General features: G+C 60.7%; 27 protein-coding genes and 1 pseudogene. 23 read left to right on the top strand and 5 right to left on the bottom strand.

Annotated elements, in window-relative coordinates:
- Window positions 1–720 precede the first annotated feature (720 nt).
- Window positions 721–1,110: a hypothetical protein gene (locus NKH70_RS24675; protein ID WP_352453859.1), complete on the bottom strand. Its 390-nt coding sequence runs from the start codon at window positions 1,108–1,110 to the stop codon at window positions 721–723.
- A 601-nt stretch (window positions 1,111–1,711) separates the two neighbouring features.
- Here NKH70_RS24675 and queC point away from each other — a divergent pair.
- Genes queC through queE form a run of 3 tightly spaced genes read left to right on the top strand, consistent with a single transcriptional unit; the run spans window position 1,712 to window position 3,497 of the window.
- Window positions 1,712–2,410 (top strand): 7-cyano-7-deazaguanine synthase QueC, encoded by a 699-nt coding sequence (gene queC, locus NKH70_RS24670; RefSeq protein WP_031194962.1) that lies wholly within the window; start codon window positions 1,712–1,714, stop codon window positions 2,408–2,410.
- On the top strand, window positions 2,410–2,766 hold the full coding sequence (queD, locus tag NKH70_RS24665; RefSeq protein ID WP_023722053.1) for a 6-carboxytetrahydropterin synthase QueD: 357 nt from the start codon (window positions 2,410–2,412) through the stop codon (window positions 2,764–2,766). The genes queC and queD overlap by 1 nt, the downstream gene beginning before the upstream one ends.
- On the top strand, window positions 2,763–3,497 hold the full coding sequence (gene queE, locus NKH70_RS24660) for a 7-carboxy-7-deazaguanine synthase QueE (RefSeq protein ID WP_352453860.1): 735 nt from the start codon (window positions 2,763–2,765) through the stop codon (window positions 3,495–3,497). Before queD ends, queE begins: the two co-directional genes overlap by 4 nt.
- A gap of 559 nt (window positions 3,498–4,056) precedes the next feature.
- Here queE and hemN read toward each other — a convergent pair.
- Entirely contained in the window at window positions 4,057–5,406 is a 1,350-nt protein-coding gene (gene hemN, locus NKH70_RS24655; RefSeq protein ID WP_353026253.1) for an oxygen-independent coproporphyrinogen III oxidase, read from the bottom strand.
- 154 nt (window positions 5,407–5,560) lie between these two features.
- Between hemN and NKH70_RS24650 the strand changes: the two genes are divergently transcribed.
- The 12 genes from NKH70_RS24650 (at window position 5,561) to NKH70_RS24595 (ending at window position 18,729) form a co-directional block, all read left to right on the top strand.
- The gene (locus NKH70_RS24650) at window positions 5,561–6,307 is read left to right on the top strand and encodes a Crp/Fnr family transcriptional regulator (RefSeq protein WP_352453609.1); all 747 of its coding nucleotides are present in this window, start codon (window positions 5,561–5,563) and stop codon (window positions 6,305–6,307) included.
- 256 nt (window positions 6,308–6,563) lie between these two features.
- Window positions 6,564–6,866, top strand: coding sequence for a hypothetical protein (locus NKH70_RS24645; RefSeq protein ID WP_353026251.1), 303 nt, complete (start codon window positions 6,564–6,566; stop codon window positions 6,864–6,866).
- A gap of 46 nt (window positions 6,867–6,912) precedes the next feature.
- On the top strand, window positions 6,913–8,544 hold the full coding sequence (ccoN, locus tag NKH70_RS24640) for a cytochrome-c oxidase, cbb3-type subunit I (RefSeq protein ID WP_352468490.1): 1,632 nt from the start codon (window positions 6,913–6,915) through the stop codon (window positions 8,542–8,544).
- Window positions 8,535–9,266 (top strand): cytochrome-c oxidase, cbb3-type subunit II, encoded by a 732-nt coding sequence (gene ccoO / locus NKH70_RS24635; RefSeq protein ID WP_353026250.1) that lies wholly within the window; start codon window positions 8,535–8,537, stop codon window positions 9,264–9,266. The genes ccoN and ccoO overlap by 10 nt, the downstream gene beginning before the upstream one ends.
- A gap of 11 nt (window positions 9,267–9,277) precedes the next feature.
- Entirely contained in the window at window positions 9,278–9,427 is a 150-nt protein-coding gene (locus NKH70_RS24630; RefSeq protein ID WP_352457387.1) for a cbb3-type cytochrome c oxidase subunit 3, read from the top strand.
- A gap of 2 nt (window positions 9,428–9,429) precedes the next feature.
- Complete coding sequence (ccoP, locus tag NKH70_RS24625; RefSeq protein WP_353026249.1) at window positions 9,430–10,293, top strand: cytochrome-c oxidase, cbb3-type subunit III; 864 nt, start codon at window positions 9,430–9,432, stop codon at window positions 10,291–10,293.
- Between the two features lie 132 nt (window positions 10,294–10,425).
- On the top strand, window positions 10,426–11,985 hold the full coding sequence (ccoG, locus tag NKH70_RS24620) for a cytochrome c oxidase accessory protein CcoG (RefSeq protein WP_353026247.1): 1,560 nt from the start codon (window positions 10,426–10,428) through the stop codon (window positions 11,983–11,985).
- Window positions 11,982–12,479, top strand: a complete 498-nt coding sequence (locus tag NKH70_RS24615) for a FixH family protein (RefSeq protein WP_352517892.1) — start codon at window positions 11,982–11,984, stop codon at window positions 12,477–12,479. Before ccoG ends, NKH70_RS24615 begins: the two co-directional genes overlap by 4 nt.
- A complete protein-coding gene (locus tag NKH70_RS24610; protein WP_353026245.1) occupies window positions 12,476–14,764 on the top strand; it encodes a cation-translocating P-type ATPase in 2,289 nt (762 codons plus the stop codon). The genes NKH70_RS24615 and NKH70_RS24610 overlap by 4 nt, the downstream gene beginning before the upstream one ends.
- The gene (gene ccoS, locus NKH70_RS24605; protein WP_352453617.1) at window positions 14,761–14,913 is read left to right on the top strand and encodes a cbb3-type cytochrome oxidase assembly protein CcoS; all 153 of its coding nucleotides are present in this window, start codon (window positions 14,761–14,763) and stop codon (window positions 14,911–14,913) included. The genes NKH70_RS24610 and ccoS overlap by 4 nt, the downstream gene beginning before the upstream one ends.
- Window positions 14,914–15,336: 423 nt before the next feature.
- Complete coding sequence (gene ubiM / locus NKH70_RS24600; protein ID WP_353026256.1) at window positions 15,337–16,518, top strand: 5-demethoxyubiquinol-8 5-hydroxylase UbiM; 1,182 nt, start codon at window positions 15,337–15,339, stop codon at window positions 16,516–16,518.
- A 303-nt stretch (window positions 16,519–16,821) separates the two neighbouring features.
- Window positions 16,822–18,729, top strand: coding sequence for a putative bifunctional diguanylate cyclase/phosphodiesterase (locus NKH70_RS24595; protein WP_353026243.1), 1,908 nt, complete (start codon window positions 16,822–16,824; stop codon window positions 18,727–18,729).
- A 95-nt stretch (window positions 18,730–18,824) separates the two neighbouring features.
- Here NKH70_RS24595 and NKH70_RS24590 read toward each other — a convergent pair whose 3' ends face one another.
- Window positions 18,825–19,094, bottom strand: coding sequence for a DNA -binding domain-containing protein (locus tag NKH70_RS24590; protein WP_352618984.1), 270 nt, complete (start codon window positions 19,092–19,094; stop codon window positions 18,825–18,827).
- Between the two features lie 128 nt (window positions 19,095–19,222).
- Between NKH70_RS24590 and NKH70_RS24585 the strand changes: the two genes are divergently transcribed.
- From NKH70_RS24585 to NKH70_RS24565, 5 genes and pseudogenes are all read left to right on the top strand, one after another.
- Window positions 19,223–19,456 carry a helix-turn-helix domain-containing protein gene (locus NKH70_RS24585; protein WP_352818637.1) on the top strand — a complete coding sequence of 78 codons (234 nt, stop codon included), beginning with the start codon at window positions 19,223–19,225 and terminating at the stop codon, window positions 19,454–19,456.
- Window positions 19,457–19,645: 189 nt separating this feature from the next.
- Window positions 19,646–20,585: pseudogene (locus NKH70_RS24580) on the top strand (IS1595 family transposase).
- Between the two features lie 274 nt (window positions 20,586–20,859).
- Window positions 20,860–21,141, top strand: a complete 282-nt coding sequence (locus NKH70_RS24575; RefSeq protein ID WP_353026241.1) for a DUF3892 domain-containing protein — start codon at window positions 20,860–20,862, stop codon at window positions 21,139–21,141.
- A gap of 119 nt (window positions 21,142–21,260) precedes the next feature.
- Window positions 21,261–21,734 (top strand): hypothetical protein, encoded by a 474-nt coding sequence (locus tag NKH70_RS24570; protein ID WP_352480257.1) that lies wholly within the window; start codon window positions 21,261–21,263, stop codon window positions 21,732–21,734.
- A 217-nt stretch (window positions 21,735–21,951) separates the two neighbouring features.
- Window positions 21,952–22,179 (top strand): hypothetical protein, encoded by a 228-nt coding sequence (locus tag NKH70_RS24565; protein ID WP_352818640.1) that lies wholly within the window; start codon window positions 21,952–21,954, stop codon window positions 22,177–22,179.
- 197 nt (window positions 22,180–22,376) lie between these two features.
- On the opposite strand, the gene NKH70_RS24560 is transcribed toward NKH70_RS24565, so the two are convergent.
- Entirely contained in the window at window positions 22,377–22,559 is a 183-nt protein-coding gene (locus NKH70_RS24560; RefSeq protein WP_353026238.1) for a hypothetical protein, read from the bottom strand.
- A 344-nt stretch (window positions 22,560–22,903) separates the two neighbouring features.
- Here NKH70_RS24560 and NKH70_RS24555 point away from each other — a divergent pair, with 344 nt between their 5' ends.
- Window positions 22,904–23,866: an ArdC family protein gene (locus tag NKH70_RS24555; protein ID WP_353026236.1), complete on the top strand. Its 963-nt coding sequence runs from the start codon at window positions 22,904–22,906 to the stop codon at window positions 23,864–23,866.
- 13 nt (window positions 23,867–23,879) lie between these two features.
- Here the strand turns inward: NKH70_RS24555 and NKH70_RS24550 are convergent, their stop codons facing one another.
- Window positions 23,880–24,068 carry a hypothetical protein gene (locus NKH70_RS24550; RefSeq protein ID WP_353026234.1) on the bottom strand — a complete coding sequence of 63 codons (189 nt, stop codon included), beginning with the start codon at window positions 24,066–24,068 and terminating at the stop codon, window positions 23,880–23,882.
- A gap of 11 nt (window positions 24,069–24,079) precedes the next feature.
- Between NKH70_RS24550 and NKH70_RS24545 the strand changes: the two genes are divergently transcribed.
- Both NKH70_RS24545 and NKH70_RS24540 read left to right on the top strand, forming a co-directional pair.
- Entirely contained in the window at window positions 24,080–24,499 is a 420-nt protein-coding gene (locus NKH70_RS24545; protein WP_353026232.1) for a DUF2958 domain-containing protein, read from the top strand.
- A 79-nt stretch (window positions 24,500–24,578) separates the two neighbouring features.
- Entirely contained in the window at window positions 24,579–26,300 is a 1,722-nt protein-coding gene (locus NKH70_RS24540) for a ParB/RepB/Spo0J family partition protein (protein ID WP_353026230.1), read from the top strand.
- Window positions 26,301–26,549: the final 249 nt, after the last annotated feature.

Genomic DNA, 26,549 nt, shown 5'->3' with positions numbered 1-26,549 from the left:
CGCCGACTGATGACAAACCGCTCAGCGGCAGCGCAAGATCGTTCATGGTGGGTGTGGTCTCCGGGAAATGGTTCGGATCGGCTTAAGCAACCAAATCCTACGTCATTTCAACGATCAGATCCCGAGCAGCCAGTCAGTATTCGACCGTCGCTGGCGCCTCCGCCCACTGAGGCCTTGTGCTTCCTCCAGCGAGTCAAGCCGATCACCATGCGTGTCGCCAGTTCTGGTGCTCACCCACGTGCCATTTGCGATCTTGCGTCGGTGAGAGCACCGCAAGCACCTCCCCTGCTAGAGCGCAAGGCGGCTCGCGTCGCCGTGTTGTTACTATTCTTCGCTGTGGTCGGAGTTTTTTCCTTGGCTTCGGAATCGGGACATTCGGCTTTGCAAAAAAATAGGCCATCGTGGTCGATCGTCACGCCCCCGAGTTCGGCGGCACGATGGGACGACAACGGCAGCGCAAGCTCCATTTGCGCGAGGGGCTCGTCCCTTCAACTACTTGATGCATTTGCGCTTTGCGTACCTCCGTGCATGTTGCTCGATGCCAGGCGGAGATCTCCGTCTCAAACGATCGCGCATCGATGCAACGCCCACGCGTTGATCGCCATGATCGCGGCGATCGCTTTTCCGCGATCGCCGCCGCCGTTTTCGAGCACGACAATCATGCCGGCGGTTCGGCAGCGATGCGCATGCAAAAATTCACAGATGCATTCTGGCCAAATGCTAGCTGCCCAGCAAATGTCCGGCATTTCGCAAGGCCCCTAGGAAGAGACTGGCATGGCCGTTGGCATCGATCTTGGCCTGCATCGACAGGGGCATGCTGTGCCAGGTCTCCAAGGGCGCAATGAAATGTGAGAACGTACCGTTGACGATGCAATGGTGGGTAACAAGGCCCTGTCTGTCCAACGCCAGCACGCCGATCTGGTCGCCCTGATATCGGATGGCTGCGACCCGCTGGACCCCCGCATGACCGTCGACCCGCACGTCGAAAAGCAGGATGCCGCGGCTCCTGGTGGCTACCTCGGCGGCCTTTTCAGCGAAGCTTAAGGAGAGCGAGCGGACGCTTTCGACCGCCAGCCGTAAAACCATCAAATCCAGTTCATCCACTGCCATAAGGTACCTGCGCGCAACACATGGGTGATAGCAATCGACCACACCGCTTGTTCACAGATGTCGGCTCACGACCGATCATTCAGGGTTTGCCGGTCGTCCATTGACCGAGGGCGTGCTCCGGTTCGAACCGATCCTGAAGCGGAATGCGCTGGATCTACGGAACCCGAGGCCAAAGTTGCCGCGACAATTGATGTCGTGATCATTCCAGACATCTGCATCGGCGTCGCTGAACATCCCACTGGTAAGTCCGTTCTCTTGCGGCAAGCCCATCTTCGGGCCGTCTTGTACCTGAAACCCTCGCGGTGGCGTCCCTCGAAGCTCTGGACCGCCGGGCGCTTGATCGTCGAGAACTTTGTTTACGAAGGTCCGGACCTCCTGCAGAGCATATTCCGGTGCGCTCGCCTTTGAGCATTCCGCTGAAGCGTGACGTTTCGCTAGTCCGTGTTCCTTGCAGGCTCACCGCGAGGGCGCCTTGCACACAGCGGCACGTCAGCGCATGAAACTCGTCCCCCGTTCACTTCACAAAATGGATTTCCTGAAGTACTGGGAGCGCAGAGAAATCTCCGGTCGCAGCCTACCCGGTTAAAACAAGGACCCAAAAATGAAGACTCTCGTCGTCTGCTCCGGCGGATTGGACTCCGTTACCCTTGCTCACAAGGTGGCAGCGGAGCACGAACTCGCCGGCCTCCTATCTTTCGATTACGGCCAACGGCATAGGAAGGAATTGGGCTTCGCCGCCCTTTGCGCGGAGCGACTGAGCGTCCCGCACCGCATCATCGACATCCACGAGATCGGCGGCGGCCTTTCCGGCTCCGCGCTGACCGATAATGTGGACGTGCCCGACGGGCACTACGCCGAAGACACGATGAAGGTCACGGTGGTGCCGAACCGGAACGCCATCATGTTGGCCATTGCCTTCGGCTTCGCCGCAGCGCACGGCGCTGAGGCGGTGGCGACGGCCGTGCATGGTGGGGATCATTTCATTTATCCCGACTGCCGTCCGGCCTTCATCGACGCTTTCCAGATGATGCAGGACCACGCGCTCGACGGCTACGCGGAGATTCGCATTTATGCACCCTATGTGAATCTCACGAAGGCGGACATTGTTAGGAATGGAGCAGCATACGGCACGCCGTTTGCGCAGACCTGGTCCTGCTACAAGGGCGCCGAGCGTCACTGCGGGAGGTGCGGGACCTGCGTCGAGCGGCGCGAGGCGTTTCATCTCTCTGGGCAGCCGGACCCCACCGACTACGAGGACTCCGACTTCTGGCTCGATGCGCTGCGAAGGAGGACCGCGTAATGTTCCGCATCACCAAGGAATTCCACTTCTCAGCCTCGCATCAGCTCACCTCGTTGCCACCCGATCACCAATGCGCGCGCCTGCACGGGCATAACTACATCGTTGAAGTGGAGCTTTCAGCGAATGGACTGAACGACAACGGCTTCGTGCGCGACTATCACGATTTGGCGCCATTCAAACGCTACATCGACGAGAGCTTCGACCACCGACATCTCAACGACGTGCTGGGACATGAGCAAGTCACGGCGGAATATCTGGCCAGACATTTTTATGAATGGTGCAAGGCACGCCTGCGCGAAACCTCGGCCGTGCGGGTGAGCGAAACGCCGAAAACCTGGGCGGAATACCGGCCATGACCGATACGCATCCCGCAATCCGCGTGAGTGAGATTTTCGGGCCGACGATCCAGGGCGAGGGCGTGCTCATCGGTTTGCCGACGGTCTTCGTCAGAACCGGCGGGTGTGACTATCGCTGTTCCTGGTGCGACAGCCTGCATGCGGTGGACAATCAATTCCGCCATGAATGGGAGATGATGTCCATTGGCGCGGTGTGGCAAAACGTGCTTGCGCTTTCCGGTGGCCGCCCGCTGATGGTGTCGCTGTCAGGCGGCAATCCGGCCATCCAGCCGCTCGGCGCGCTCATCGAGCGAGGCCATGGTGAAGGTTACCGTTTTGCGCTGGAAACCCAAGGTTCGGTGGCCAGGGACTGGTTTGCCGACCTCGACGTGCTAGTCCTCAGCCCAAAGCCGCCGTCAAGCCAAATGACGACCGATTGGGCCGCTTTCGAGGCGTGCCTCCAGGCGGCACAAGGCAGGCCGCAAGTCGTGCTCAAGCTCATTGTTTTCGACGAAAGGGACTACGCCTACGCGAAAGACGCCGCTGCGAGATTTCCGCGACTTCCGATCTATCTGCAACCCGGCAATCACACGCCGCCACGCCCCGCAAATGAAGACGCGCCTGTCGACCTTGACGGAATATTGAAGCGCATGGAGTGGCTGGTTGATAGCGTGACCCGCGACAGGTGGTTCGAAGCCCGTGTGCTGCCGCAGCTGCACGTTATGCTCTGGGGTAACAAGAGAGCCGTCTAGCCTGGGCCCGCTTTTCACTGAAACTGCGCCGGCGGATATTCGGGTGGACGGGTTGTCCCACGCTTGACGGCGCTGCCGGGGTGCTTGCGGACTTTCTGCCACCGGCACCAGGAGCGTGGCCAGCCGCTTACGACTCGGAATGTTGCCGAGGCTCGGTTTCGACGGGCGTCGGCTTGGCGCGAACCAATCAAAGGTTAGCGCGAGCCACGGGTGGATAGTGTGGTGGTGCGATGCGGCGGCGCCTGCTGCAGCTGGCAGGGTCCTTGCGGATTCTTGTTGCAAGGCCGAAGGGAGCTGTCGGCCGACAACCATGATCTGGCCAGGACGATTGTCGACTGCTTCCGATACAGAAAAGAGGCCGGACTCGACGTGGCGCTTCAGGGACTGCGAAATGGAATACGGCGCCGGAAGGCACGACCGGACGATATCGTCGCTATACCAAGACGCGTCTGGTCCGCTCCGAATCCTGTCTCGACACGACGGTCGCCGATCAACAGTGAAAAATGTAGCGCAATCGGTTCACGATCGACTGAGAACCATGACCGTTCCTCTGCGGTGCTCAGACTGCCGCTGAGTGCCTGGCCGTTCCACTTTCGAAATATTTGTCGAACTTTGCCGCGATGCTCCTGACAAAGGGCCGGCTTTCCGCAGGCACGACGAAGCGGTCACCATCAAGTTCAAGCAACCGCGCAGGATCTTGGAGGGCCGTGGAACTCGCTCGGACGAGAAGTCTTTGGCCGGCTTCGCCAAAGCGCTCCACCAGCTCAATCGCCGAGAAGGCGAAGTCACACATCAATCGCTCGATGATCCAGCCGCGAACACGGTCGTCGTCAGAAAACGCGATACCCCGAACAGCGGCCAGCCCGCCATGAGCAACCATGCGTCCATACTCGGCGGTCGAAGGCATATTCTGTGCATAGCCCTGGCGAAACTGGCTGATGGACGATGGGCCGAGGCCGATCAATGTCTCGTAGCAGTCCTCGGTGTAGCCTTGGAAGTTCCGGTGCAAAGTCCCGGCGCGGGCCGCAAGCGCCAGCGCATCGCCGGGCTTGGCGAAATGATCGAGCCCGATTGCTTCGTATCCCTGGTCCATGATCGCCCGCGCTGCCAATTGCGATTGGGCAAACCGCTCCGCCGGACCCGGCAACCAGGCCTTGTCGATCATCGTCTGATGTTTCTTGAACCACGGCACATGGGCGTAGCCAAAAAGCGCGATCCGATCCGGTTCCAGGGTCAGTGCCTGTGCAACCGTGGAGGCGACGCTCTCCCTGGTCTGATGCGGCAGGCCGTAGAGCAGATCGAGATTGACGGATTCGACGCCGCGCGAACGAACGCCATCAACAACCGTCTTGGTCTGCAGAAAGGTCTGCTCGCGGTTGATCGCTTTCTGCACCTTCGGGTCGAAATCCTGGACGCCGAGGCTCGCCCTTGTCATGCCGATTTCGGCAAGTGCATCGAGGCGGGCATCGTCCATATCGTTGGGTTCGATCTCAACGCTGATCTTTGCACCGGGGAGAAACGTGAAGCTGTTGCGCAGGACGGTTCCCAGCGCCACGATATCTTCCGGTTTGAGCATCGTCGGCGAACCGCCGCCGAAATGAACCGCGCGAACTCGGCCCTTGCCGGTGACAAGACTGGAGACGGTGGCGATCTCGGCATGCAGTGAACGGAGATATGTGGTCACTGGTTCGTAGTGGCGCGTCTGTTTGGTATGGCACGCGCAGAACCAGCAGAGCCTGTCGCAATAGGGAATATGCAGGTAAAGCGATATCTCGTCACCACCTTCGAGCGCCTCCAACCAGCCTCGGTAAACGACGGCATCGACCCCCGCATGGAAATGCGGCGCGGTCGGATAACTGGTATAGCGCGGGACGTTCTCGCCAAGTCTGGCAGCTAGCTCCAGTCGCATGTCGTGGTCCACCGTGTTTGCGTCGCCGGAACTGTGGATGCTTGGATGAGCCTAAGCCCTGATTTCGATCAGCGTTCAGCACGGACAAACTGCCGCAAGGATTTTTCTACCGTCGATTGCTATCCTGCCCGCACTGGACAAGTAGAGCGATCGAATGACATTACGGCAGGACATTCACAGTTCCGGCATTCCCGTTCTTTGCCTGTCTTGCGAGGCACGGCACCGCGGTGTCTGTGGTGCGCTCGAACCAGACCATTTGGCTCAGCTCGCCAAGACGTCGTCGCGGCACAATATCGAGCCGGGGGTCGAACTGATCGGCGACGCCGAGGCGGTCGACTGTTATTCAAACGTGCTTTCAGGCGTGGTGAAGCTGACGAAGAGCCTTTCGGACGGCCGCCAGCAGATCGTCGGTCTCCAGTTCGCGCCGGATTTTCTGGGACGGCCCTTCAAGATGAAAAGCGCGATCAATGCGGAAGCGGCAACAGCTGTCTCGCTATGCTCGTTTCCGAGAGCGGCCATCGAACGGTTGATGAAGGAATCACCGGAATTTGTGCATCGCCTGTTCAAGCAGGCGCTGAACGAACTCGACGAGGCACGCGAATGGATGGTGACTCTGGGGCGCAAGACCGCACCGGAGAAGGTGGCGAGCTTTCTCCTCATGATCGCCCGGAACATCGATTCCAGTGTTGACCCGGCGGCTAGGTCGGCGTGCTTCGAGCTGCCGATGACGCGTGCCGACATCTCTGATTTCCTTGGAATCACAAACGAGACCGTGAGCCGTCAGCTGACCAGCCTGAGAATGGACGGCGTGATTCGGATCGAGAACAACCGCCGTGTCACCGTGGACAGCATGAGCCGGCTGGAACGGCGCTGCGGCGGCCGAGGCGCAACCGCCCTTTGAATGACATCGAAGCTGCATGGCCTACGTCACTTATTTCGTTCGGGGCAGGGCATGCTCGCGTTGGGCTTAGAAGAAGCCGCATAGCGACAGCCCGCTCTCCATCCGATCGCCTGAGCCAGGTGTGTTTCGGCCAACTCGTCGGCGAAGCATCCATCCTCGAGGTGCTCGACGTGCAACCGGCTGTTCCAGGCAGGATTGCACTCGGCCGAAGTCAATACGCCTCATACGCAGGGGAAAATCGCCGTCTCCCCGAACCATGAATGTCACGAAGGCAGCGCAACGCTGGCGCTGGATGTCCCAAGGCATTGAAACGATCGACGTTCGGCAAGGCATCGGCCTACTTTCCAGCGTCACAGAAGGCGCGCTTCCCCACACGCCCGCGATCGCCTCCATACCCGGCCCGACCGGGGACGCGGGGCCTGTCCGTAAGCGTGGCGGCCGGTGCCGCGCTTCCACATTCGATCGCCACAGTCTGATCGCACCGAACTCGATCCTGCTCGAAGCAAAATCGTGCGGCTCTGACATGGATCAGGGCGAGCAGGCCACGGCTGCGCAATAAGGCACTGCGGTTTGGCGCCCGCCGGAATCGGAAATCGGGGCTTGCGATGAAATTCGGCACAGAGATCGTCCTTCTAAGCCTGTTTGCGTTTGCGGCCCTGGTGGCTGCCGGCTTCGGCGTAGATGAACCTTTTCGCCGGCATATGTGGGTTTTGTTCTTCGCCGTGGCTGGCTTCACGGCGATTCTGTTGCGCAACACGGAGTTCAAGCCGGCAGTTCCGATCGACCCCGCCGCTTACATGGATGGGCCGATCCGCTACGGTGCCATCGCCACCGTATTCTGGGGCGTCGTCGGCATGCTGGTCGGCGTGGTCATCGCCCTGCAGCTCGCCTACCCGGATCTCAACATCCAGCCCTGGTTCAATTTCGGCCGTTTACGGCCATTGCATACGTCGGGCGTCGTCTTCGCCTTCGGCGGCAATGCGCTGCTCTGCACGTCGCTGTATGTCGTCCAGCGCACCTGCCGCGCTCGGCTGTTCGGCGGCGATCTCGGCTGGTTCGTGTTCTGGGGCTACCAGCTCTTCATCGTCATGGCGGCGACCGGCTACCTGCTCGGCATAACCGAGAGCCGCGAATACGCCGAGCCCGAATGGTATGTGGACCTGTGGCTGACCATTGTCTGGGTCGCCTATCTCATCCTGTTCCTCGGCACGATCCTAAAGCGCAAGGAACCGCACATCTATGTCGCCAACTGGTTCTACCTTGCCTTCATCGTGACCATCGCAATGCTGCATGTGATCAACAACCTGTCGATGCCGGTCTCCTTCCTGGGCTCCAAGAGCTATTCAGCCTTCTCCGGCGTACAGGACGCCCTGACGCAGTGGTGGTACGGCCACAACGCCGTCGGCTTCTTCCTGACCGCCGGCTTCCTCGGCATGATGTATTATTTCGTTCCCAAGCAGGCCAACCGACCCGTCTATTCCTACCGGCTGTCGATCATCCACTTCTGGGCTTTGATCTTTCTCTACATCTGGGCCGGTCCGCACCACCTCCACTACACCGCCCTGCCGGACTGGGCCCAGACGCTCGGCATGGTGTTCTCCATCATGCTCTGGATGCCGTCATGGGGTGGCATGATAAACGGCCTGATGACGCTCTCGGGCGCCTGGGACAAGCTGCGCACCGACCCGATCATCCGCATGATGGTCATGGCCATCGCCTTCTACGGAATGTCGACGTTCGAAGGCCCGATGATGTCAATCAAGGCCGTCAACTCGCTCTCGCACTACACCGACTGGACCATCGGTCACGTCCATTCGGGCGCGCTCGGATGGGTCGGCATGATCTCGTTCGGCGCGATCTATTTCATGGTCCCGAAGTTATGGAACCGCGACCGGCTTTATTCGCTGCGGCTCGTCAACTGGCACTTCTGGCTGGCGACGCTTGGGATCGTCGTTTACGCCGCGGTGATGTGGGTCTCCGGCGTCATGCAGGGCCTTATGTGGCGCGAATACAACGAGCAGGGCTTCCTGGTCTACTCCTTCGCCGAAACCGTCGCAGCCATGCATCCCTACTACATCATGCGTGCCATCGGCGGCGCGATGTATCTGTCGGGCGCCCTCATCATGGCCTGGAACATCGCCATGACCATCCTCGGCTACCGGCGCGAGGAGGATCCGATGCCGCGCTCCATCCCCGCCCTCCAGCCTGTGCGATCAGGAGCCAGAAAATGGGCTTGATGGACAGACACGCGGTCATCGAGAAGAACGCCACACTGCTTCTCCTCGGGTCCCTGCTGGTCGTAACGGTCGGCGGCATCGTCGAGATCGCACCGCTCTTCTATCTCGACAACACCATCGAGAAGGTCGAAGGCATGCGGCCCTATTCGCCGCTCGAGCTCGCCGGGCGCAACATCTATGTGCGCGAGGGCTGCTACCTCTGCCACAGCCAGATGATCAGGCCATTCCGCGACGAAGTCGAGCGCTACGGCCACTATAGCCTGGCGGCCGAGTCGATGTACGACCACCCGTTCCAGTGGGGCTCGAAGCGCACGGGGCCGGATCTCGCCCGGGTCGGCGACCGCTACTCCAACGCATGGCATGTCCAGCATCTCACCGAACCACGCTCCGTGGTGCCGGAATCGATCATGCCGAGCTACGCGTTTCTGAAGGACATGCCAATCGAGGTGAAGGATTTCTCGACGCATCTGATCGCCAACAGCCGTGTCGGTGTGCCCTATTCAGACGACATGATCGCTCATGCCAATGCCGATCTCATGGCGCAGGCCGATGCGAATGCCGACACATCGGGCCTGGAGAGACGCTATCCGAAAGCCAAGCTTGGGGACTTCGACGGCGATCCGCAGCAGGTCACCGAAATGGATGCGCTGGTCGCCTATCTCCAGATGCTCGGCACGCTGGTCGATTTCAGGACCTATGACGAAGCCGCCGGTTACCGCTGAGGAGAATGGCGATGACCTACAATTTCATGCGGGAGTTTGCCGACAGCTGGGGCCTGCTTGCCATGGCACTTTTCTTCCTCGGATGCGTTGCCTTTGCATTTCGTCCCGGCAGCCGCAGGCAAGCCGAGAGAGCCGCTCACATTCCTCTCAAGGACGACTGATCATGGGCAGCGAGCATATCGACGAGGTTTCGGGCATCTCGACGACCGGCCATGAGTGGGACGGCATCAAGGAACTCAACAACCCGCTTCCGCGCTGGTGGGTCATAACCTTCTACATCACCATTGCCTGGGCGATCGGCTACACCGTCGTCTATCCGGCATGGCCGATGCTGACTTCCGCGACCAGGGGTGTGCTGGGGTATTCGAGCCGCAGAGACGTCAAGAATGAACTGGCGGCGGCCGAAGTGGCCAAGGGTAAATTTGTCGCTGCCATTCAGGCGAAGACCGTCTCCGAGATTACAGCCGACAATACGCTACGCGAATTCGCCATCGCCGCAGGTGGCGCCGCGTTCAAGGTCAATTGCGTGCAGTGCCATGGCTCGGGCGCTCAAGGGTCCAAGGGTTTTCCCAACCTAAACGACGACGATTGGCTGTGGGGTGGCAACGCCGAACAGATCCAGCAGACGATTGCGCACGGCATCCGCTTCGCATCAGACCCGGATACGCGCCTGTCGGAAATGCCTGCTTTTGGCGACATCATCACGACGGATCAGATCAAGCAGGTCGGCGCCTATGTCGCAAGCCTCTCCGATCCTGTTCAGGACGCAAGCCTGATCGAACTCGGCGCCAATGTTTTCGCCGAGAATTGTGCGGCCTGTCATGGTGAGAATGCAAAGGGCAACAGGGAGCTCGGCGCACCCGACCTGACCGACGCGATCTGGCTTTACGGGTCTGGCGAAACAGCCATCGCCGCGCAGGTCCGCGCCCCGAGGCATGGCGTCATGCCGGCCTGGATCGGGCGTCTCGGCGAGATCAAGGTCAAGGAACTCGCGGTCTATGTCCATTCGCTTGGCGGCGGAGAATAGGAACGCAAGCCTATTCTCGTCCTCCCCCCAACCGCCAAGCGACGAGGCCCGGCGCGAGCCGGGCCTCGGCATCATCCAGAAACCGATGGGTCGGGCTTCCGGCGAAATCGTCGCTGGTGACTGGAGCTTCTCGTGCTCGATAACACGCAAATAGAACGGCTCGAAGCCGATGCGGTCAACTCCGCCAAGACCCGTCAGCCGCTCTATGCCGCACGCAAGAAGATCTTCCCGAACCGGGCCTCTGGCAGTTTCCGCCGCTTCAAGTGGTCGGTGATGGCAATCACGCTGGGGATCTACTACCTGACACCTTGGCTGCGGTGGGACCGTGGCCCGTTTGCCCCTGATCAGGCCGTGCTGCTCGATGTCGCCAACCGGCGTTTCTACTTCTTCTTCATCGAGATATGGCCGCAGGAATTCTACTACGTCGCCGGCCTTCTGGTCATGGCCGGTATCGGCCTTTTCCTGATCACATCCACCGTCGGTCGGGCCTGGTGCGGCTATACGTGCCCGCAGACCGTGTGGGTCGATCTGTTTCTGGTCGTCGAGCGAGCCATCGAGGGCGACCGCAACGCGCGCATCAAGCTCGATGCCGGTCCCTGGACTGCGCGCAAACTCGTGCTGCGAACATCGAAACACGCCATTTGGCTGGTCATAGGGGTGCTGACCGGCGGCGCCTGGATCTTCTATTTCGCCGATGCGCCGACCTTGCTCATCGAACTCTTCACCGGCACGGCAGCGCCTGTCGCCTACATCACCTTCGCTGTGCTCACAGCGACGACCTATACGTTCGGCGGGCTGATGCGCGAGCAGGTCTGCACCTATATGTGCCCGTGGCCGCGCATCCAGGCGGCCATGCTCGACGAAAGGTCGCTCACCGTCACCTATAATGACTGGCGCGGCGAACCGCGCTCGCGCCACGCCAAGAGGGTCCTTGCCGCCGGGCAGCCCGTCGGTGACTGCGTCGACTGCAATGCCTGTGTCGCGGTGTGCCCGATGGGGATCGACATTCGTGATGGCCAGCAGCTTGAATGCATCACCTGCGCGCTCTGCATCGATACCTGTGATGGTATCATGGACAAGCTCGGCAGGGAGCGCGGACTGATTTCCTATGCGACGCTGGCCGACTACAACGCCAACATGATGCTGGCGACCCCGGGCGGCTCCGGTTCAGTCAACCCGTCAGTGGTCAGGAGCGCTGACGGCCTGTTCTCCGACAAGGTGGCCCGTTTCCATATCCGCAAGATCTTTCGCCCGCGCACCTTCATCTACATGGGCGCCTGGTCGGCGGTCGGTCTCGCGCTGCTCTATTCGCTGCTGACCCGCGAACGGCTCGAATTGAATGTCCTGCACGATCGCAACCCGCAGTTCGTGACGCTGTCCGACGGTTCGATCCGCAACGGCTACACCGTCAAGCTGCTCAACATGATCCCCGAACCAAGAACGATCATTGTCACGATGCAGGGCCTGCATGGAGCCGAAATGAGCGTTGTCGGCATCGACCTGCCGGCGGATCGCTCCTTCGCCATCCCGGTCGAACCCGACCGGCTCAAGATGCTCAAGGTTTTCGTGCGTCAGCCGGCAGATCAGGTTCGGGGTGCAGCGCAAAGCTTCAAGTTCCGGGTCGAAAACAAGGCAACGTTCGAGTCGGACGAATACACGGCCACTTTCAACGCACCGGAGAGCGCCAGATGAGCGACACCTCGCGACAATCTCGCGAATTCACCGGCAGGCATATGCTGTTCACCATCCTTGGCTTCTTCGGCGTGGTCATAGCGGTCAATCTGACGATGGCGACGCTCGCCAACACGAGCTGGACCGGCCTTGTCGTCGAAAACACCTATGTGGCGAGCCAGCAGTTCAACAAGAAGGCCGAGGAGGGGCGAGCTCAGGCGGCCCTCGGCTGGACTGGCAAACTGACCATCGCAGGCGGTGAGGTCCGCTACAGCCTCACCGATGCTGTCGGCAAGCCGGTTGCCTTGCATGGCGTCAAGGTGCTGTTTCGTCATCCCGCCTACGAGGCCGAGGACAAATCCGTCACTCTTGCCGCTGCCTCCGGTCAGATATTCGCCGCGCACCACATGCCCACGGATGGCGTCTGGATCGTCGAAATCGACGCCGATGCGAGCCTTGCGGAACCCTATCGCGACGTTCGCCGGATCATGATTTCCCACGGGGCGCTGCAATGAGCTGCTGCGCGCCAGGCGCCGAAATGGCATTGGACCTGGAAAAGGTCACACTGGTCCTGCCTTCTGGCCAGGAAATCAGACTGGCGAGCCGCTCGATCGGCGAAAATCTTCGCCAGACCGACCTCTCGGTGCCGGCTGTGCATTGTGCCGCCTGCATCCAGACGATCGAGACGGCGATCGGTAAGCTGGATCGCGTCGAAGGCGCTCGTGTCAATCTTTCAACGAAACGTGTTTCGGTCCGGTGGCGCGGCGACGAGGTTCCGCCATTCGTCGCCACACTTGGACGGCTGGGCTATGGCGCGCACCTGTTCGATCCCGAGGCTGACGGGAAGGACAGGACGCTCTCGGAACTGATCCGCGCCGTCGCGGTCGCCGGCTTTGCGGCGGGCAACATCATGCTGCTATCCGTCTCCGTCTGGTCCGGCGCGCAAGGCGCGACCCGCGACCTGTTCCATTGGGTCTCGGCCTTGATTGCCATTCCTGCGCTCGCTTTCGCCGGCGGCATCTATTTTCGCTCGGCCTGGAATGCGCTGCGCCACAGCCGCATGAACATGGACGTGCCGATCGCGGTCGGGGTATCGCTCGCTTACGCCATGAGCCTCTACGAGACGATCAACCATGGCGACCATGCTTATTTCGACGCGTCGGTGTCGCTGCTGTTCTTTCTGCTGATCGGCCGCACGCTGGATCACGTGATGCGGGAACGGGCACGGACGGCCGTAAACGGACTGGCTCGGCTGGCGGCGCGCGGCGCCATGGTGCTGCGCGAGGATGGTTCGCGCGACTACTTGCCGGTTGGCGAGATCGAACCAGGAATGGAGCTCTTGATTGCGGCTGGCGAGAGGGTGCCCATCGACGGCAGGATCATTGGCGGGGCATCGGATCTCGACTGTTCCCTGGTTTCCGGGGAAAGCACGCCCAGAACGGTGGGCCCGGGGGCGCAGGTCCAGGCCGGTACACTCAATCTCACCGGTCCGCTGACCATCGAGGCGACGGCCGCCGCGAAGGATTCATTCCTGGCCGAAATCGTTCGGCTGATGGAAGCGGCAGAGGGCGGCCGCGCCCGCCATCGCAGGATCGCCGATCGCGTCTCCGCGCTCTACGCCCCCGTGGTCCACCTCACCGCCTTTGTGACGTTCCTCGGCTGGATGGCGGCGACCGGCGACTGGCACCGGGCAATAACAATCGCAATCGCCGTTTTGATCATTACATGCCCGTGTGCGCTCGGTCTCGCCGTGCCGATCGTGCAGGTGGTCGCTGCGCGGCGGCTGTTTGAAAGCGGCGTCATGGTCAGGGACGGCTCCGCCATTGAGCGCCTGGCCGGGATCGACACGGCATTGTTCGACAAAACCGGCACGCTTACGCTCGGACTGCCCAGGCTGATCAATGCGCCGTCCATCGATCCGACGATGCTCGCCATGGCGGCCGAGATGGCAGCGCATTCCCGCCATCCCTTTTCGAAGGCAATCGCTGGCAATGCAGCCTTTGCCGGCCAGCCGAAACTCGCGTCCGTCAGCGAGCATCCGGGCTTCGGCATCGAAGCCATCGCCGAGGGCAGTACCTGGCGGCTGGGTCGCCGCGGATGGCGTGAGTGGAAAGCTCGGATCGGCGGCGAAGGCAAACAAGGCTATGGCGGAACCGTTCTGACGAAGGACGGGGTCATTGTCGCGACTTTCGATTTCGAGGATGAGCTGCGTGCCGATGCCAAGGCGGCCATCGAGCAACTGAACGGCGCCGGCGTGTCGGTGGAGATGCTGTCGGGCGACACAGAGGCTGCCTGCGGCGAAGTCGCGGAAGCACTGGGCGTCGAGCGCTTCGTTCCCTCGTTGCTTCCCTCCGGGAAGGTCGAACACATCGAAGCATTGACGCGAACTGGCCACAAGGTGCTGATGGTCGGCGATGGGCTCAACGACACGCCTGCATTGGGCGCCGCACACGTTTCGATCGCTCCGGCCACGGCGGCGGATATCGGTCGCAACGCCGCGGATTTCGTGTTCCTGCGTAAAAGTCTTCTGGCGGTCCCACTTGCTTTAGACATTTCGCGGAAGGCCGGACGGCTGATCCGGCAGAACATCGCCATCGCGATCGTTTACAATGGCATCGCCGTGCCGGTCGCCATTCTGGGGCACGTTACGCCACTGATCGCGGCGGTCGCGATGTCCGCCTCGTCCCTCCTGGTCATCGGCAATGCGCTACGTCTGCAAGGTTTCGTGTCAAATGCATCGGTGCAAGATGCCCGACATGACAGGCGCTCGGACATTGGCGCACTGGCACAATCCTCATGACGACGCTCGCCTACCTCATACCTGTGGCCCTGTTCCTCGGAGCGCTTGGGCTGGCGGGGTTCCTGTGGGCCTTGAGGAGCGGCCAATATGAAGATCTCGATGGCGCCGCCGAGCGGATCCTGATCGACCGCGACGAGCAACGCAGTTGACCCAGCCTGCCCTGCGAGGACTCGCTCGAATATTTTCCGCGGTTGCTTCGCGTCATGCCGATTTCGGCGCGCGACGGGTGCGAACGGATCAGCCAGAATACGTTGCCGAACTTTCGGCCAGGAAAGGGCCGCACCGAACGGGAAGCCGGCCATTCCATGATGACCTGACCAGACCATGGTGTGGCGGTCGACCAGTCGACCGTGAACCCGCCGTTGCCGCGTTTATCGAGCCTGGTTGATCCACATCAGGGTTATCTCTTCATAGGCATGGTTTCATTGAGCATTTTTGAACGGAGAACGGATGTCTAACGGACGGTTAGGTCGCGTGGAGACGCTTGGGGAGATGAGCCGCAAACCGTGGATCGATTGCGATGCGTTCCAGTGCCCTTCGTCGCAGATAGCCGACGCAATGGCGGCACGCTGATGGCCGGCTCTGTCGATAGATTCGACGTTATTGTGGTCGGAGCCGGGCCGGTCGGACTTTCCTTCGCCGCGTCGCTTGCCCAGAGCCGACTCAAGGTGGCAGTGGTTGAACGGCAGTCGCTCGAAAGCCTGGCGAATCCGGCTTTCGACGGTCGCGAGATCGCGCTGACCCACGCATCGGTTGGAATCCTTCGCGAGCTCGGCGCCTGGGATGCCATCCCCGCTTCGGACAAATCACCGCTACAAGGCGCGCGCGTGCTCAACGGATCGAGCCCTTTCGCCCTGAGCTTCGATTCTCCCAGCGGATCTGGGGAACCACTCGGAATTCTGGTCCCAAATTGTCGGATCCGCGACGCCCTGTTCAAGCTTGTCCACTTCCAGGATCATGCCCAGCTGCTGTGCGGCCGCTCGGTCGTCAATGCAACAACCAGCCACAAAGAAGCAGTCATAACGCTCTCTGATGGCAGGCAATTGGCCGCTCGGCTGCTCGTTGCAGCGGATTCGCGTTTGTCCGGGACGCGCGACCTGCTCGGCATTGGCGCCGACATCAATCGGCTTGGCAACTCCATGCTGATTTGCCGAGTGAGGCACGAGCGCGCCCATCACCAGATCGCGGTCGAATGGTTCGATCACCATCAGACGATAGCGATGTTGCCGCTCATGGAAGGCGTGTCGTCGCTGCTTCTCACGTTGCGCTCAAGCGAGGCCGACAGACTGCTTGCTCTCGACGACGATTTGTTCCTCATGGAATCGACGAGCCGGTGTCGAGGACGCTTCGGAGAGATGACCTTGGCAAGCACCCGCCATGCCTATCCGCTGGTCACGACCTGGGCGCACAAGTTCTGGGCTCCGAGTGCGGCACTGATCGGCGATGCTGCCCTCGGCATGCACCCGGTGACCGCGCATGGCTTCAACATCGGCCTCAGTGGCCAGAAGCAACTCGCCGATAGAATCCTGGCGGCATGTCGCGAGCGCCGCGACATTGCTGATCCCGACATGCTCGGCAGATACGAAAGCCGGCTGCGTCTGTCGGCGGCACCGCTCTATCATGCTACGAATGCACTTGTCGCTCTCTACTCAGGCGAGCACCCGGCGGCACGGCTTGCAAGACATGCAGGGCTTCGCTTTGCCCAATATCTTCCCTTTATCCGCCTTGGCATTTCGGCCATGCTCAGGCGGTGAATCGCAGGCAGCGCTGCCGCTCTGGAACGCTATCTCGGCCCGGCTTCCTTTTGTCTCGCCGGGCGCGTTGATGCCGTTGGTAGGGCTGCTTCCATGGTGACGTTGCCGATCCTGGGATGATTCGGATCAAGGCACGCGTGCGGGCAAGAGCTCGATGGTCAGACGGCAAGGCCAAGAGGCAGACGTGCGCCCCGAAGACATGGTGAGCACACTGGTTATCCCCGCTGGATAGTTAACCCGTCCTTCAGTGGGCCTGCGTAGGCTTGTCCTCGCGAACAACGATGGGAGCAAGCTGGTCCGTCCATGGCCCCGAAGAATGAAGACACGCTGGAGGCCAAAATCCGTCAGGATCAGCTTGCTGACCTGAGGGCCGGCCTCTTCGTGTCGATGCCGATAAGCGCTATCCTGTCAGGCCTGATTTGGGCGGTGCACGCCCTTTCTGGCAGCGGCTTTGCAGCTGCAATCTGGTTCCTGGTCGTCAATGCGATAAATGCCGCCCGCCTTGCACTCGCGCGTTATCAGCTAAAGGAAACGGGGCGCCATGACGGATTAGTGGGGGTTTTGCCGCGGCTTCGCTGGTTTGGCATCCTTGCTCTTCTGGCAGGGTTTGCCTGGTCCTTCCTGGCCGTCCTGACTGTTGGATACACGACACCTCAAGCACCGCTGCATCTGGTCATTCTGGCGGGCATTTCAGCTGGTGCGGTTACATACGGCAGTTCGTATGCCGCGGCGGCGATCAACTTCATCACACCTCCGCTCCTCATCACGGTGGGTTGCCTTTTGGCGAAAGGCAATTTTGAAGACTACATTCTGGCTTTTACCGTTCTGCTCTTCATGGGCGGCTTGGTTCGAGCTTCGTTTGTTGGGCAAGCACGGTTCCGCGAAGCGAGCCGCCTGAGGCATGAGGCCGAGCGGCTTGCGGCGGAGATGAAGGCCAGTTCCAGGCAGGACCACCTGACGGCCCTTCTCAACAGGCGTGGCCTCGAAGACGCTATCGGACGGTTCGAGACCGCGGATGGCCCCTTCGTGGCAATGCTGGTTGACCTGGACGGGTTCAAATCCGTCAACGATACCTACGGTCACAGGACCGGTGATGAACTGCTTGTCAGGATCGCCCGCCGCATAGAGGAGGAAGCACCGGAAGGCTCAACGCTCGCTCGTATCGGCGGCGATGAATTCGTGCTGTTTTTTCCCTCAACGAGGGTTTCGCTTTCTGCCAATGATCTCGCCTCCAATATCATAGCAAAAATTGCCCGCCCCTATCGGGAGGTCGCGTCCGTCCGGGTCGGGGCATCAATAGGAATATACCTGGCGGAAAGCCCGGGCCTGACCGAAATGTTGTTGCGGGCGGATATCGCCCTTTACACGGCCAAGCGTCGTGGCAGGAACGAATTTTGCCTGTTCGATGCCGAACTCGACAGGGAACTGCAACGCCGCCAGTCCGTCGAACGGGACCTTCATTCGGCGATAAAGACGAGAAGCTTGCAACCTTGGTTCCAGCCGATCGTGAAACTCGACACCGAGGCCGTGGTCGGTTTTGAAGCCTTGCTGAGGTGGTCCCATCCGACTCATGGCGCCATCTCTCCACCCGAAATCATCACAGCTGCACGCGAAACCGGAATGCTTCAGCTGCTGACGCAAACCGTATTCGCCGACTGTTGTGCTTTTATCGACGGCTTGGTGAAAGCTGACTGTCGTGATCTCCGTGTGGCGATGAATGTTTCGCCGCGCGAACTGGAAGCCGGCGATATCGACGACATGGTTCTGGATGGTCTGGCGGCAAAAGGCCTCCCTGCAACGATGTTCGAAATCGAGATTACCGAAGAATCCCCGGTGGACCCGGACAGAGTGGATGAAAAGCTCGGACGGCTTTCACATGCCGGCATTTCCATCGCGCTCGATGACTTCGGCACCGGCTTTTCTACGTTGGCATCGCTCAAGGACAGTCGGATACGCAAGGTGAAAATAGACCAGGGCTTCATTCGCGGCTTGGCCAAGTCCCGAGAGGACCGACTGCTTGTCAAATCGGTCATCGATCTCGGTAACATGCTCGGGATCGAGGTCATGGCCGAGGGCGTCGAAACAGAGGCGGATCGGCAAACCCTGCACAAGCTTGGCTGCCGAACCGCTCAAGGCTTCCTGTTCTCCAAGGCTGTGCCTCTGAGCCAAGCACTAGAAATGGCAGTGAAACAGCACGCGAAGCAGTTGTGACCGCTCCCGCCGCGCCGTCTCTCGCGGCCGTGCGCTCATGAATGGCGGGTATCTGAACGTCCTTGTTTGAAGAGCATGACAGTCCGTGCTGTGCGTCAGCCGGCGAACAGTTCCTTGTAGCCAGTCGTCACCATCCAGTTCGCACGGTCGATATGGCTGCGAAGAGCCTTGCGGGCGCGGACCGGTTCAATGGACGGGTCGATGCCGAGAATGAGATCGGCCATCTCCTCCTCGCTGGCGTTGTCGGCGCAGGCATCCAGGATCCGCAGGTAGATCGTGAAATGCTTCCTGTCGTAGCTCGTGAGGTTATCCGACCAGGGGACCTCGTCACACAGAGTTGAGCTTCGAGTCTCATCTGTTCCCATTGATCGATTCATGCCTGTTGCGAGCCTCGGCTGTTGAGCGCTGGATGCAACGCAGCATATCCCAAAATGGGATAATCCGAAACCGGGATTAGTCGCTGATCCGGTCTTTACCCGACCGGTTCGCCTACATGCCCAAGTCTCTTCGATCGCCCCGCCACCAGCGGTTTCTGGCCGAGTTGGTCTCCCTGCGCAAGGCCAAAGGCCTGACTCAGGCGCAGGTGGCCGAGAAGCTTGATCGTCCCCAATCCTTCGTGGCCAAGTACGAGGGTGGAGAGCGTCGTCTCGACGTCATCGAGTTTCTCGACTTAACTGCGGCGCTTGACGCTGATCCGTGCGAGATTCTGTCCAGCCTGCGGTCCTAGCGGGCGCCCGCGCGCCTAACGGCTCGCGCGGGTGCCGTGAACCGAGCGCGCTTTTCTTCGGCAAGCTGCCATTCCGCTGCGGGTGGGTCTGTGGGTCTTTACCAGGCCATGCCGATATAGGATGATAATCCTAATTATATACTTGACGTACCAAGCCGAATTTTCAATAAATGCAAGGAGTTACCGCCAATTTTCGACCTGACCAACGAAATTTACCACGACGCTGACAAGGCCCGCGAGCATCTGGAGACTATCCATTGGCCTCATGGCCCGTTCTGCCCGCATTGTGGCAACGCCAACCCCGAGCGCATCACGAAGCTGGCGGGCAAGTCCACGCGCCCCGGCGTCTACAAATGCAACGAATGCCGTTTGCCTTTCACGGTCACGGTCGGCACCGTCTTTGAGCGTTCCAAGATCGGCCTGCATAAATGGGTGCTGGCTTCGCATCTCTACGCTTCGTCCAAGAAAGGCATGAGTGCCCATCAGTTGCATCGTATGCTTGGCGTCACCTACAAGACCGCTTGGTTTATGGCGCACCGCACGCGAAGCCATGCAAGAGGATGTTGCTTCTGCTGGTCCTATCGGCGGCAACGGCAAGACTGTTGAGGCCGACGAAACCTACATCGGAAAGCGCGAGACGCCTCGCGTATCAGCCCAACGTAAGGGTCGTCCTTTCACCAAGAAAGGCAAGGGCGGCGGTCGCGAAAAGCGCATCGTCGTCGGCTTGGTCGAGCGCGGCGGCAAGGCTCGCATGTTCCATTTGAACGACGCCACCAAGGCAACCGTCCGTGACGTGCTGGTGCGCAACGTGTCGCGAGATACCATCCTCTACACCGATGCGTCGAACCTCTACACAGAGACTGGCGGCGAGTTCGCTACCCACAAGACCACGAAGCATTCGGACGGCGAATATGTCCGCTACGAGGACGGGATCGCCATCCATTCGAACACCATTGAGAACGTGTTCTCAGTCTTCAAGCGCGGCATGATCGGCGTCTACCAGCATTGCGGCGAGGCGCATTTGCATCGCTACCTTGCCGAGTTTGATTTCCGCTACCATCGCCGCATGGCTCTGAAAGTCTCAGATGCAGAACGCGCGGAGGATTTGCTTCGCATGGCCCGCGACTAGCGCCTTACCTATCGGCGGATTGGTGAAGCCGGTCACGCCTAAGCAGAAGGCGCGACGACTCCTGTGGATACGTAGAAAAAAGAGAACAAAACGAGATTGACGATCTTGTGCGAATCAAAGTTTCGCCAGAACGTAAAAGGCGACCGTCTGAACCACGGTCGCCTTTAAGTTGAAACCAAGCCGTTGGAGGGCTTGTTTGTGATCACGTCCATTAAGTTGCGCGTTACGCGATTCACGTCAAGCCCTCCTGTGGCGCAAATCACAGGAGGCCTACATGGCCGGAACTTTCCGAGTAAATTGTCACAAGCCTGATAACGCCGACAAGGACCGTCGTCTTCAGGGCCTCGGCGGCCCTGCCGCTGGCGGCTGGTATCGAGACATCGATACGATGATAAACAACGTCGAAAACGAAAATGAGCAATACTGGACGGTAGCGCCGACAGGAGATTCCGTGTGGATTGTCGTACGCCAGCGTTCGAACGGACGGAAGTATCTTAAGACGGAGCCTGACGGCGTGGAGCCGAATAACCTGCTGGCACTCCCTCACTGTCCTTAGAGCCATCTGGCGCTACAGGCTGCTTGCCCTTCCCGGTCTTATGATCGGGAGGGGTTTTCAACAGGCGTCGCAAAATCTCGTCGCCCTTGTCCTGGTCTTTGTCTTTGGGGGATTCTGACATGGCTACCTACAACGATCTCAACAACCTAAGTAGTGATTCGGACATCGCAACCGCATTGGGCGATATGGTCGTCGCTTGGGCGAACGCTGAAACCACACTCATGCATGCCATGTGTTCAATCTGTAACATGTCGACCAACATGGCGCATTTCGGCTACTATCGTATCCCAACTTTTGAAGCCCGAGTTAAGTTCCTCCTAGCGATGATCCCCGAGTGGGATACGTCTTCCGATCGAGACGCCATCTCAAAGGCAATTGAGAAAATCAGCGGCATGTCGGGCACGCGCAACAACTGGGTTCACGGAATCTGGAGCAAGGAAAAGACAACAGGCCAAGTTGTTGTGTTCAATTTCCGCGCCGCCGAAAACAAGGGCAGGAACAAGCCCGTCAAAGCGCATGACATCAACCACCATGTCGAAACCCTGATAGCCAATACTAAGGCTCTACGGAAGCTGCTCCCACCACTGCCATAGATGAGTAAATCTTGGCGACCATCCTTTGGTCGACAACGTCTCCCGTGGCGGTGTGAGGGCACCCAGACGAACGGAAATGCCCGCTTCGACCATCAGCGGCGTAATCTCGTTTTCAGTACCGGCCTGCCCGGCTGCTTTATCGAATCGATCATTGGTACGTCAAGTATACAATTGGGATGATAATCCTAGGTGGGGCGATTCCTCAACGGAGATCGCAATGGCTCGGACCAAACTTTCCAAGCAGCTTTCACAGGCTGAAATCGAGCGCTTTCTGGCGGAGGCGGAACGGCTGCACAAGAGCATCGTCCAGCCGCTTCTATCACCCACCAGCAACCATTACCGGGCTCTCCAACGCACCCATGAAGCGCTGTTAAAGACGGTGAAGGATATCACGGGTAAGGATGCGCCGTTCATTCAATGGTTCGGAACAGGACCGGTGAATTAGACCCGACTTGTAGACTCCAGGCCGCAAACGTCGCATTCTCTCTTCGGAGGGAAGGGCGTGGGCAACCATCGCTATCAAAGCAACTCCTGGCTGGCTTTCTTGCCTTCGAATCGACCCTGCCGCTGTCGCCTGCAACATCAAAGCCAATATAAGCCACAAACGGGCGAGCGCGTCTATCATGATCCCGGTCAGGAATATTACTGGGACACGCGCCTCAACCTGTTGAAAGGCGAGCGCTGGCTTTGTTCGTAGGAAGCCGCGCGCACGGTGGCGATGTCGTCGAGTTTCTCGACGTAACTGCGGCGCTTGACGATGATCCGTGCGAAAAATCTGTCCAGCCTGCCGTCCTGGCGGGCGCCCGCGCGCCTGACGACGCGCACCAGGTGCTCGTGAACCGAGCCCGCTTTTCTTCGGCAAGCTCAGGCGGTCTCGGCCATTCGGCTTCGCCCCTTGGCGTGGGCAGCCCTTCGGGCTGTGACGGCCGCCGCCCTTGCGGGCGGCGCGGTTTGTCTGTTGGCCTTTCCCGGTGGCGCGGGGTGGGCGGCACTCCCTTCTAGGCCCGCCGCGGCAGCCCGCAACCCTTCGCGTGCCGCTCAGGGTCCTCCTCTTCGTTCCGGTCCTTCGGATGCGGTCCGCCTCCCACGGCGGGCCTTTCCGGTCGCGACTCGCCGCCCACCCCGCTTCCGGGGAAAGGCGCGGCGATTGGCGAGCGGAGGATGAGACGATGCATGCAAACAGCAAGCGTTCCGCCAGCGGAGAGGCTGGCGCAGGCAAGGGCGGGCGCCCCAGCGCCAGCCTTTATCAGGAGATCACGGACCGCATCATTGCCGAGCTGGAGCGCGGCACCGTGCCATGGGTCAAGCCATGGGGCAGCGCAAAGGCAGGCCTTGGCCTGCCGAGGAATGCATCCTCTGGGCGCACCTATTCCGGCATCAATATCCTCATCCTGTGGGGCGCGGTCATCGAGCGCAGCTATCCCAGCCAGAACTGGCTCACCTTCCGGCAGGCGCTCGTCCTTGGCGGCAACGTCAGGAAGGGCGAGCGCGGCACGACCATCGTGCATGCCGACCGCTTTGTCCCCAAGGACGAGAAGGAGCGCGCACGCCACGAGGGCGATGAACCACAGGCCGTGCCTTTTTTGAAGCGCTTCACCGTCTTCAATGTCGCGCAGTGCGATAATCTTCCGGAAGACCTCTATGCCGCCGCCGAGCCGCTGCCTCAGTGCGAGATCGTGCCGCAGGCCGAGACGCTCATTCGCGCCAGCGGTGCGGATTTCAGGGTCGGCGGCGATCGCGCTTTCTACATGCTGGGCAGCGACCACATTCAGGTGCCGCCGCAGCCGGCGTTCCATCACCAGATCGACTATTACCGGACCTGCTTTCACGAGCTTGGCCACTGGACCGGCCACCCGACGCGGCTTGCTCGCGACCTCTCCGGCTCGTTCGGCTCCAAGACCTACGCGCGTGAAGAATTGGTCGCCGAAATCACTGCCGCCTTCGTCTGCAGCAATCTCGGTATCGAACCGACCGTGCGTCACGCCGATTACATCGGCTCATGGCTGAAGGTGCTGCGCGAGGACAACCGCGCGATCTTCCGTGCCGCCAGTCTTGCCTCCAAGGCCGCCGATTTCCTGCTTGGCCTTCAGGCCGATGCCGAAGGCGAGGCGCAGGAAGGGATTGCGGCATGACGATGCGCGATCCTCAACTGACCGCGACCGAGCCGACGCCGCAAGGCGAGCAGATGCTCATTCCCGGTGTCCGGCCGATCACCACGCGCGATCGGCTCACCCTCCTGATGGACGCGCCGATGTGTCCGCGCGCGGCGCAAAAGCCGCTCATATCGGCCTCTTCGATGAAGCCAGCAGAAATCAACTCGACCTGTTCTGACAAGGAGTCTTTCCATGATCCTGATCACCGATCTACTGCGCGCACGACTGCTCGCCAATGGCGCCGCCGAGGCCGACATCGACCATTTTCCCGTTGTGAAACTGTTTAATCCGACAGGTGCCGCCACGTGGCTTTTGACCGAACTCGACGCAGATGGCGACACGCTGTTCGGCCTTTGCGATCTCGGCTTCGGCTTCCCCGAACTCGGCAGCGTCAGTCTGGCCGAGCTTGCATCCGTAAAAGGTCCGCTTGGCCTCGGCATCGAGCGCGACCTGCATTTCCAGGCGCGCTTTACGCTCTCCGTCTATGCCGAAGCCGCCCGCATTTGCGGCCACATCACCGAGGCCGAGCGACTTCTGCGGCAGGCAGCAGACGCCCTTTCAAAGCCCCATTCCGAGCTTCCGCCCGACATGGCGGAACAGCAGCGCCGATAGGCGCAAAAACCGTCCCGCCGCGCCGCGCCTTCGGCCTCTGCGGCGGGGACACCCTCAACCAAAGCGAAGGAGAGTAACCGTGCAGCTTGCCCACATCCCCTTGGATCAGCTCAACATTTCCGCGCTCAACATGCGCCATGGAAAACGCGCGCCCGACATATCCGACATCCTGCCGTCAGTGCGTGCGCGCGGCGTGCTGGTGCCTCTCCTTGTGCGGCCCAACGGCCAACCGGAAACCTTCGAGATCGTCGCCGGCAGGCGGCGCTATTTCGCCGCGAAATCGCTTGCCGACGAGCGCGGCGAAGGCGATCCCTTGCCCTGCGCCATCATGGAGGATGGCGACGACGCCGATGCGCTGGAAGCCTCGCTGATCGAAAACCTCGCCCGTCTCGATCCTGACGAAGTATCGCAATGGGAGACGTTTTCGCGGCTCGTCAGGCAAGGCCGCACCGTTCCCGATATCGCTGCGACCTTCGGCATCACTGACCTGAAGGTCAAACGCATTCTGGCGCTTGGCGACCTCTTGCCCAAAATCCGCGAAGCCTACCGGCGCGAGGAGATCGATACCGAGACGGTGCGCCATCTCACCATGGCGTCCAAGGCGCAGCAGAAGGACTGGCTGGCACTCTGTGCCGATCCCGATCAATACGCGCCGCGTGGCTATCAATTGAAGCAATGGCTGTTCGGCGGCCAGTCGATTTCCACCAAGGTGGCGATGTTTGCCATCGACGAATATACCGGCCTGATCACCTCGGACCTGTTCGGCGAGGACAGCTATTTCGCCGATGCCGACCTGTTCTGGCAAAAGCAGAACGAAGCGATTGCCGCCAGACGCGACACCTATCTCAACGACGGCTGGAGCGAGGTGGTGCTGCTGGAGCCGGGCCAGTATTTCCACCCATGGGACCACGAGAAGACCCCGAAGAAGAAGGGCGGCAAGGTCGTCATCACTGTCTCGCATCGCGGCGAGGTCGGGTGTCACGAGGGCTGGCTGTCACACAAGGAAGCCCGCCGCGCCCGCGAGGGCGGTGAGCAAGAAGAAACAGCCGCCAAGCCGCCGCGCCCCGAACTCACCGGCCCGATGCAGAACTATGTCGATCTGCATCGCCATGCTGCCGTGCGTGCGGCCATGCTCGACCATCCCGCCGTGGCGCTGCGCCTCGTGGTGGCGCACGCCATCACCGGTTCCGGCTTGTGGCAGGTGCGCCGTGAGCCACAGCGCGCAGCCAACGAGACGGTGACTGCCAGCCTTGCCGGCTGCAAGGCTGAAGCTGCATTCGGCAAAAAGCGGCGCGAAGTGTTGGCCCTGCTCGGATCACCGGATGAGGATGGCGTGGTCGCCGGCGGCAATGGCGACGCCTTTGCTATCGCCGGCGTGTTCGCGCGCCTCTTGGCGCTGTGCGACGACGATGTCATGCGCGTTCTCACCCTTGTCATGGCCGAGACGCTTGCAGCCGGCAGCACCGTCATCGAGGCGCTCGGCAACCATCTGAACGTCGATATGGGCACATGGTGGCAACCGGACGATGCCTTCTTCGACCTCTTGCGCGACAAGGAAATCGCCAATTCGATGCTGGCCGAGGTCGGCGGCAAGCTGGTCGCGGACGGCAATGTCGCCGAGAAGGTCAAGACGCAAAAGAAGATCATCCGCGACTTCCTGGCGGGCGAGAATGGCCGCCTCAGGGTCGAGACCTGGCTGCCGCGCTGGATGAAATTCCCCGCCGAAAGCTACACCAGCCGCGGCGGCTTCCGCACCGCCGATCAGTGGGCACAAGTGCAGCCGCTGTTCGTGCGCGAATGAACCGATCAGCCTCAAGCGGCGGTTCTCTCGAGTGCCGCCGCTCAGATCGCGCGCGCCGCTCCGGGCCGCGCCGGCTGCCGATTGGTCGTCTTGTCGAGCCAGTGCCTTGCGCGAGAAATCCCGACGCCAACTCGCCCCCATTTCGGCAGCCCTGCACCACGCCGGGTTGCTTGCTGAGGCGCCAGGCGCATGGGGCCAATTGTCCGATCCGGTTGCCGACAGAGCCCGCGCAGCCAGCCCCCTGCATTG

This window comes from Mesorhizobium sp. M0991 (assembly GCF_040318915.1).
Lineage (GTDB): Bacteria > Pseudomonadota > Alphaproteobacteria > Rhizobiales > Rhizobiaceae > Mesorhizobium.
This window is presented reverse-complemented; position numbering and strand designations above follow the sequence as displayed.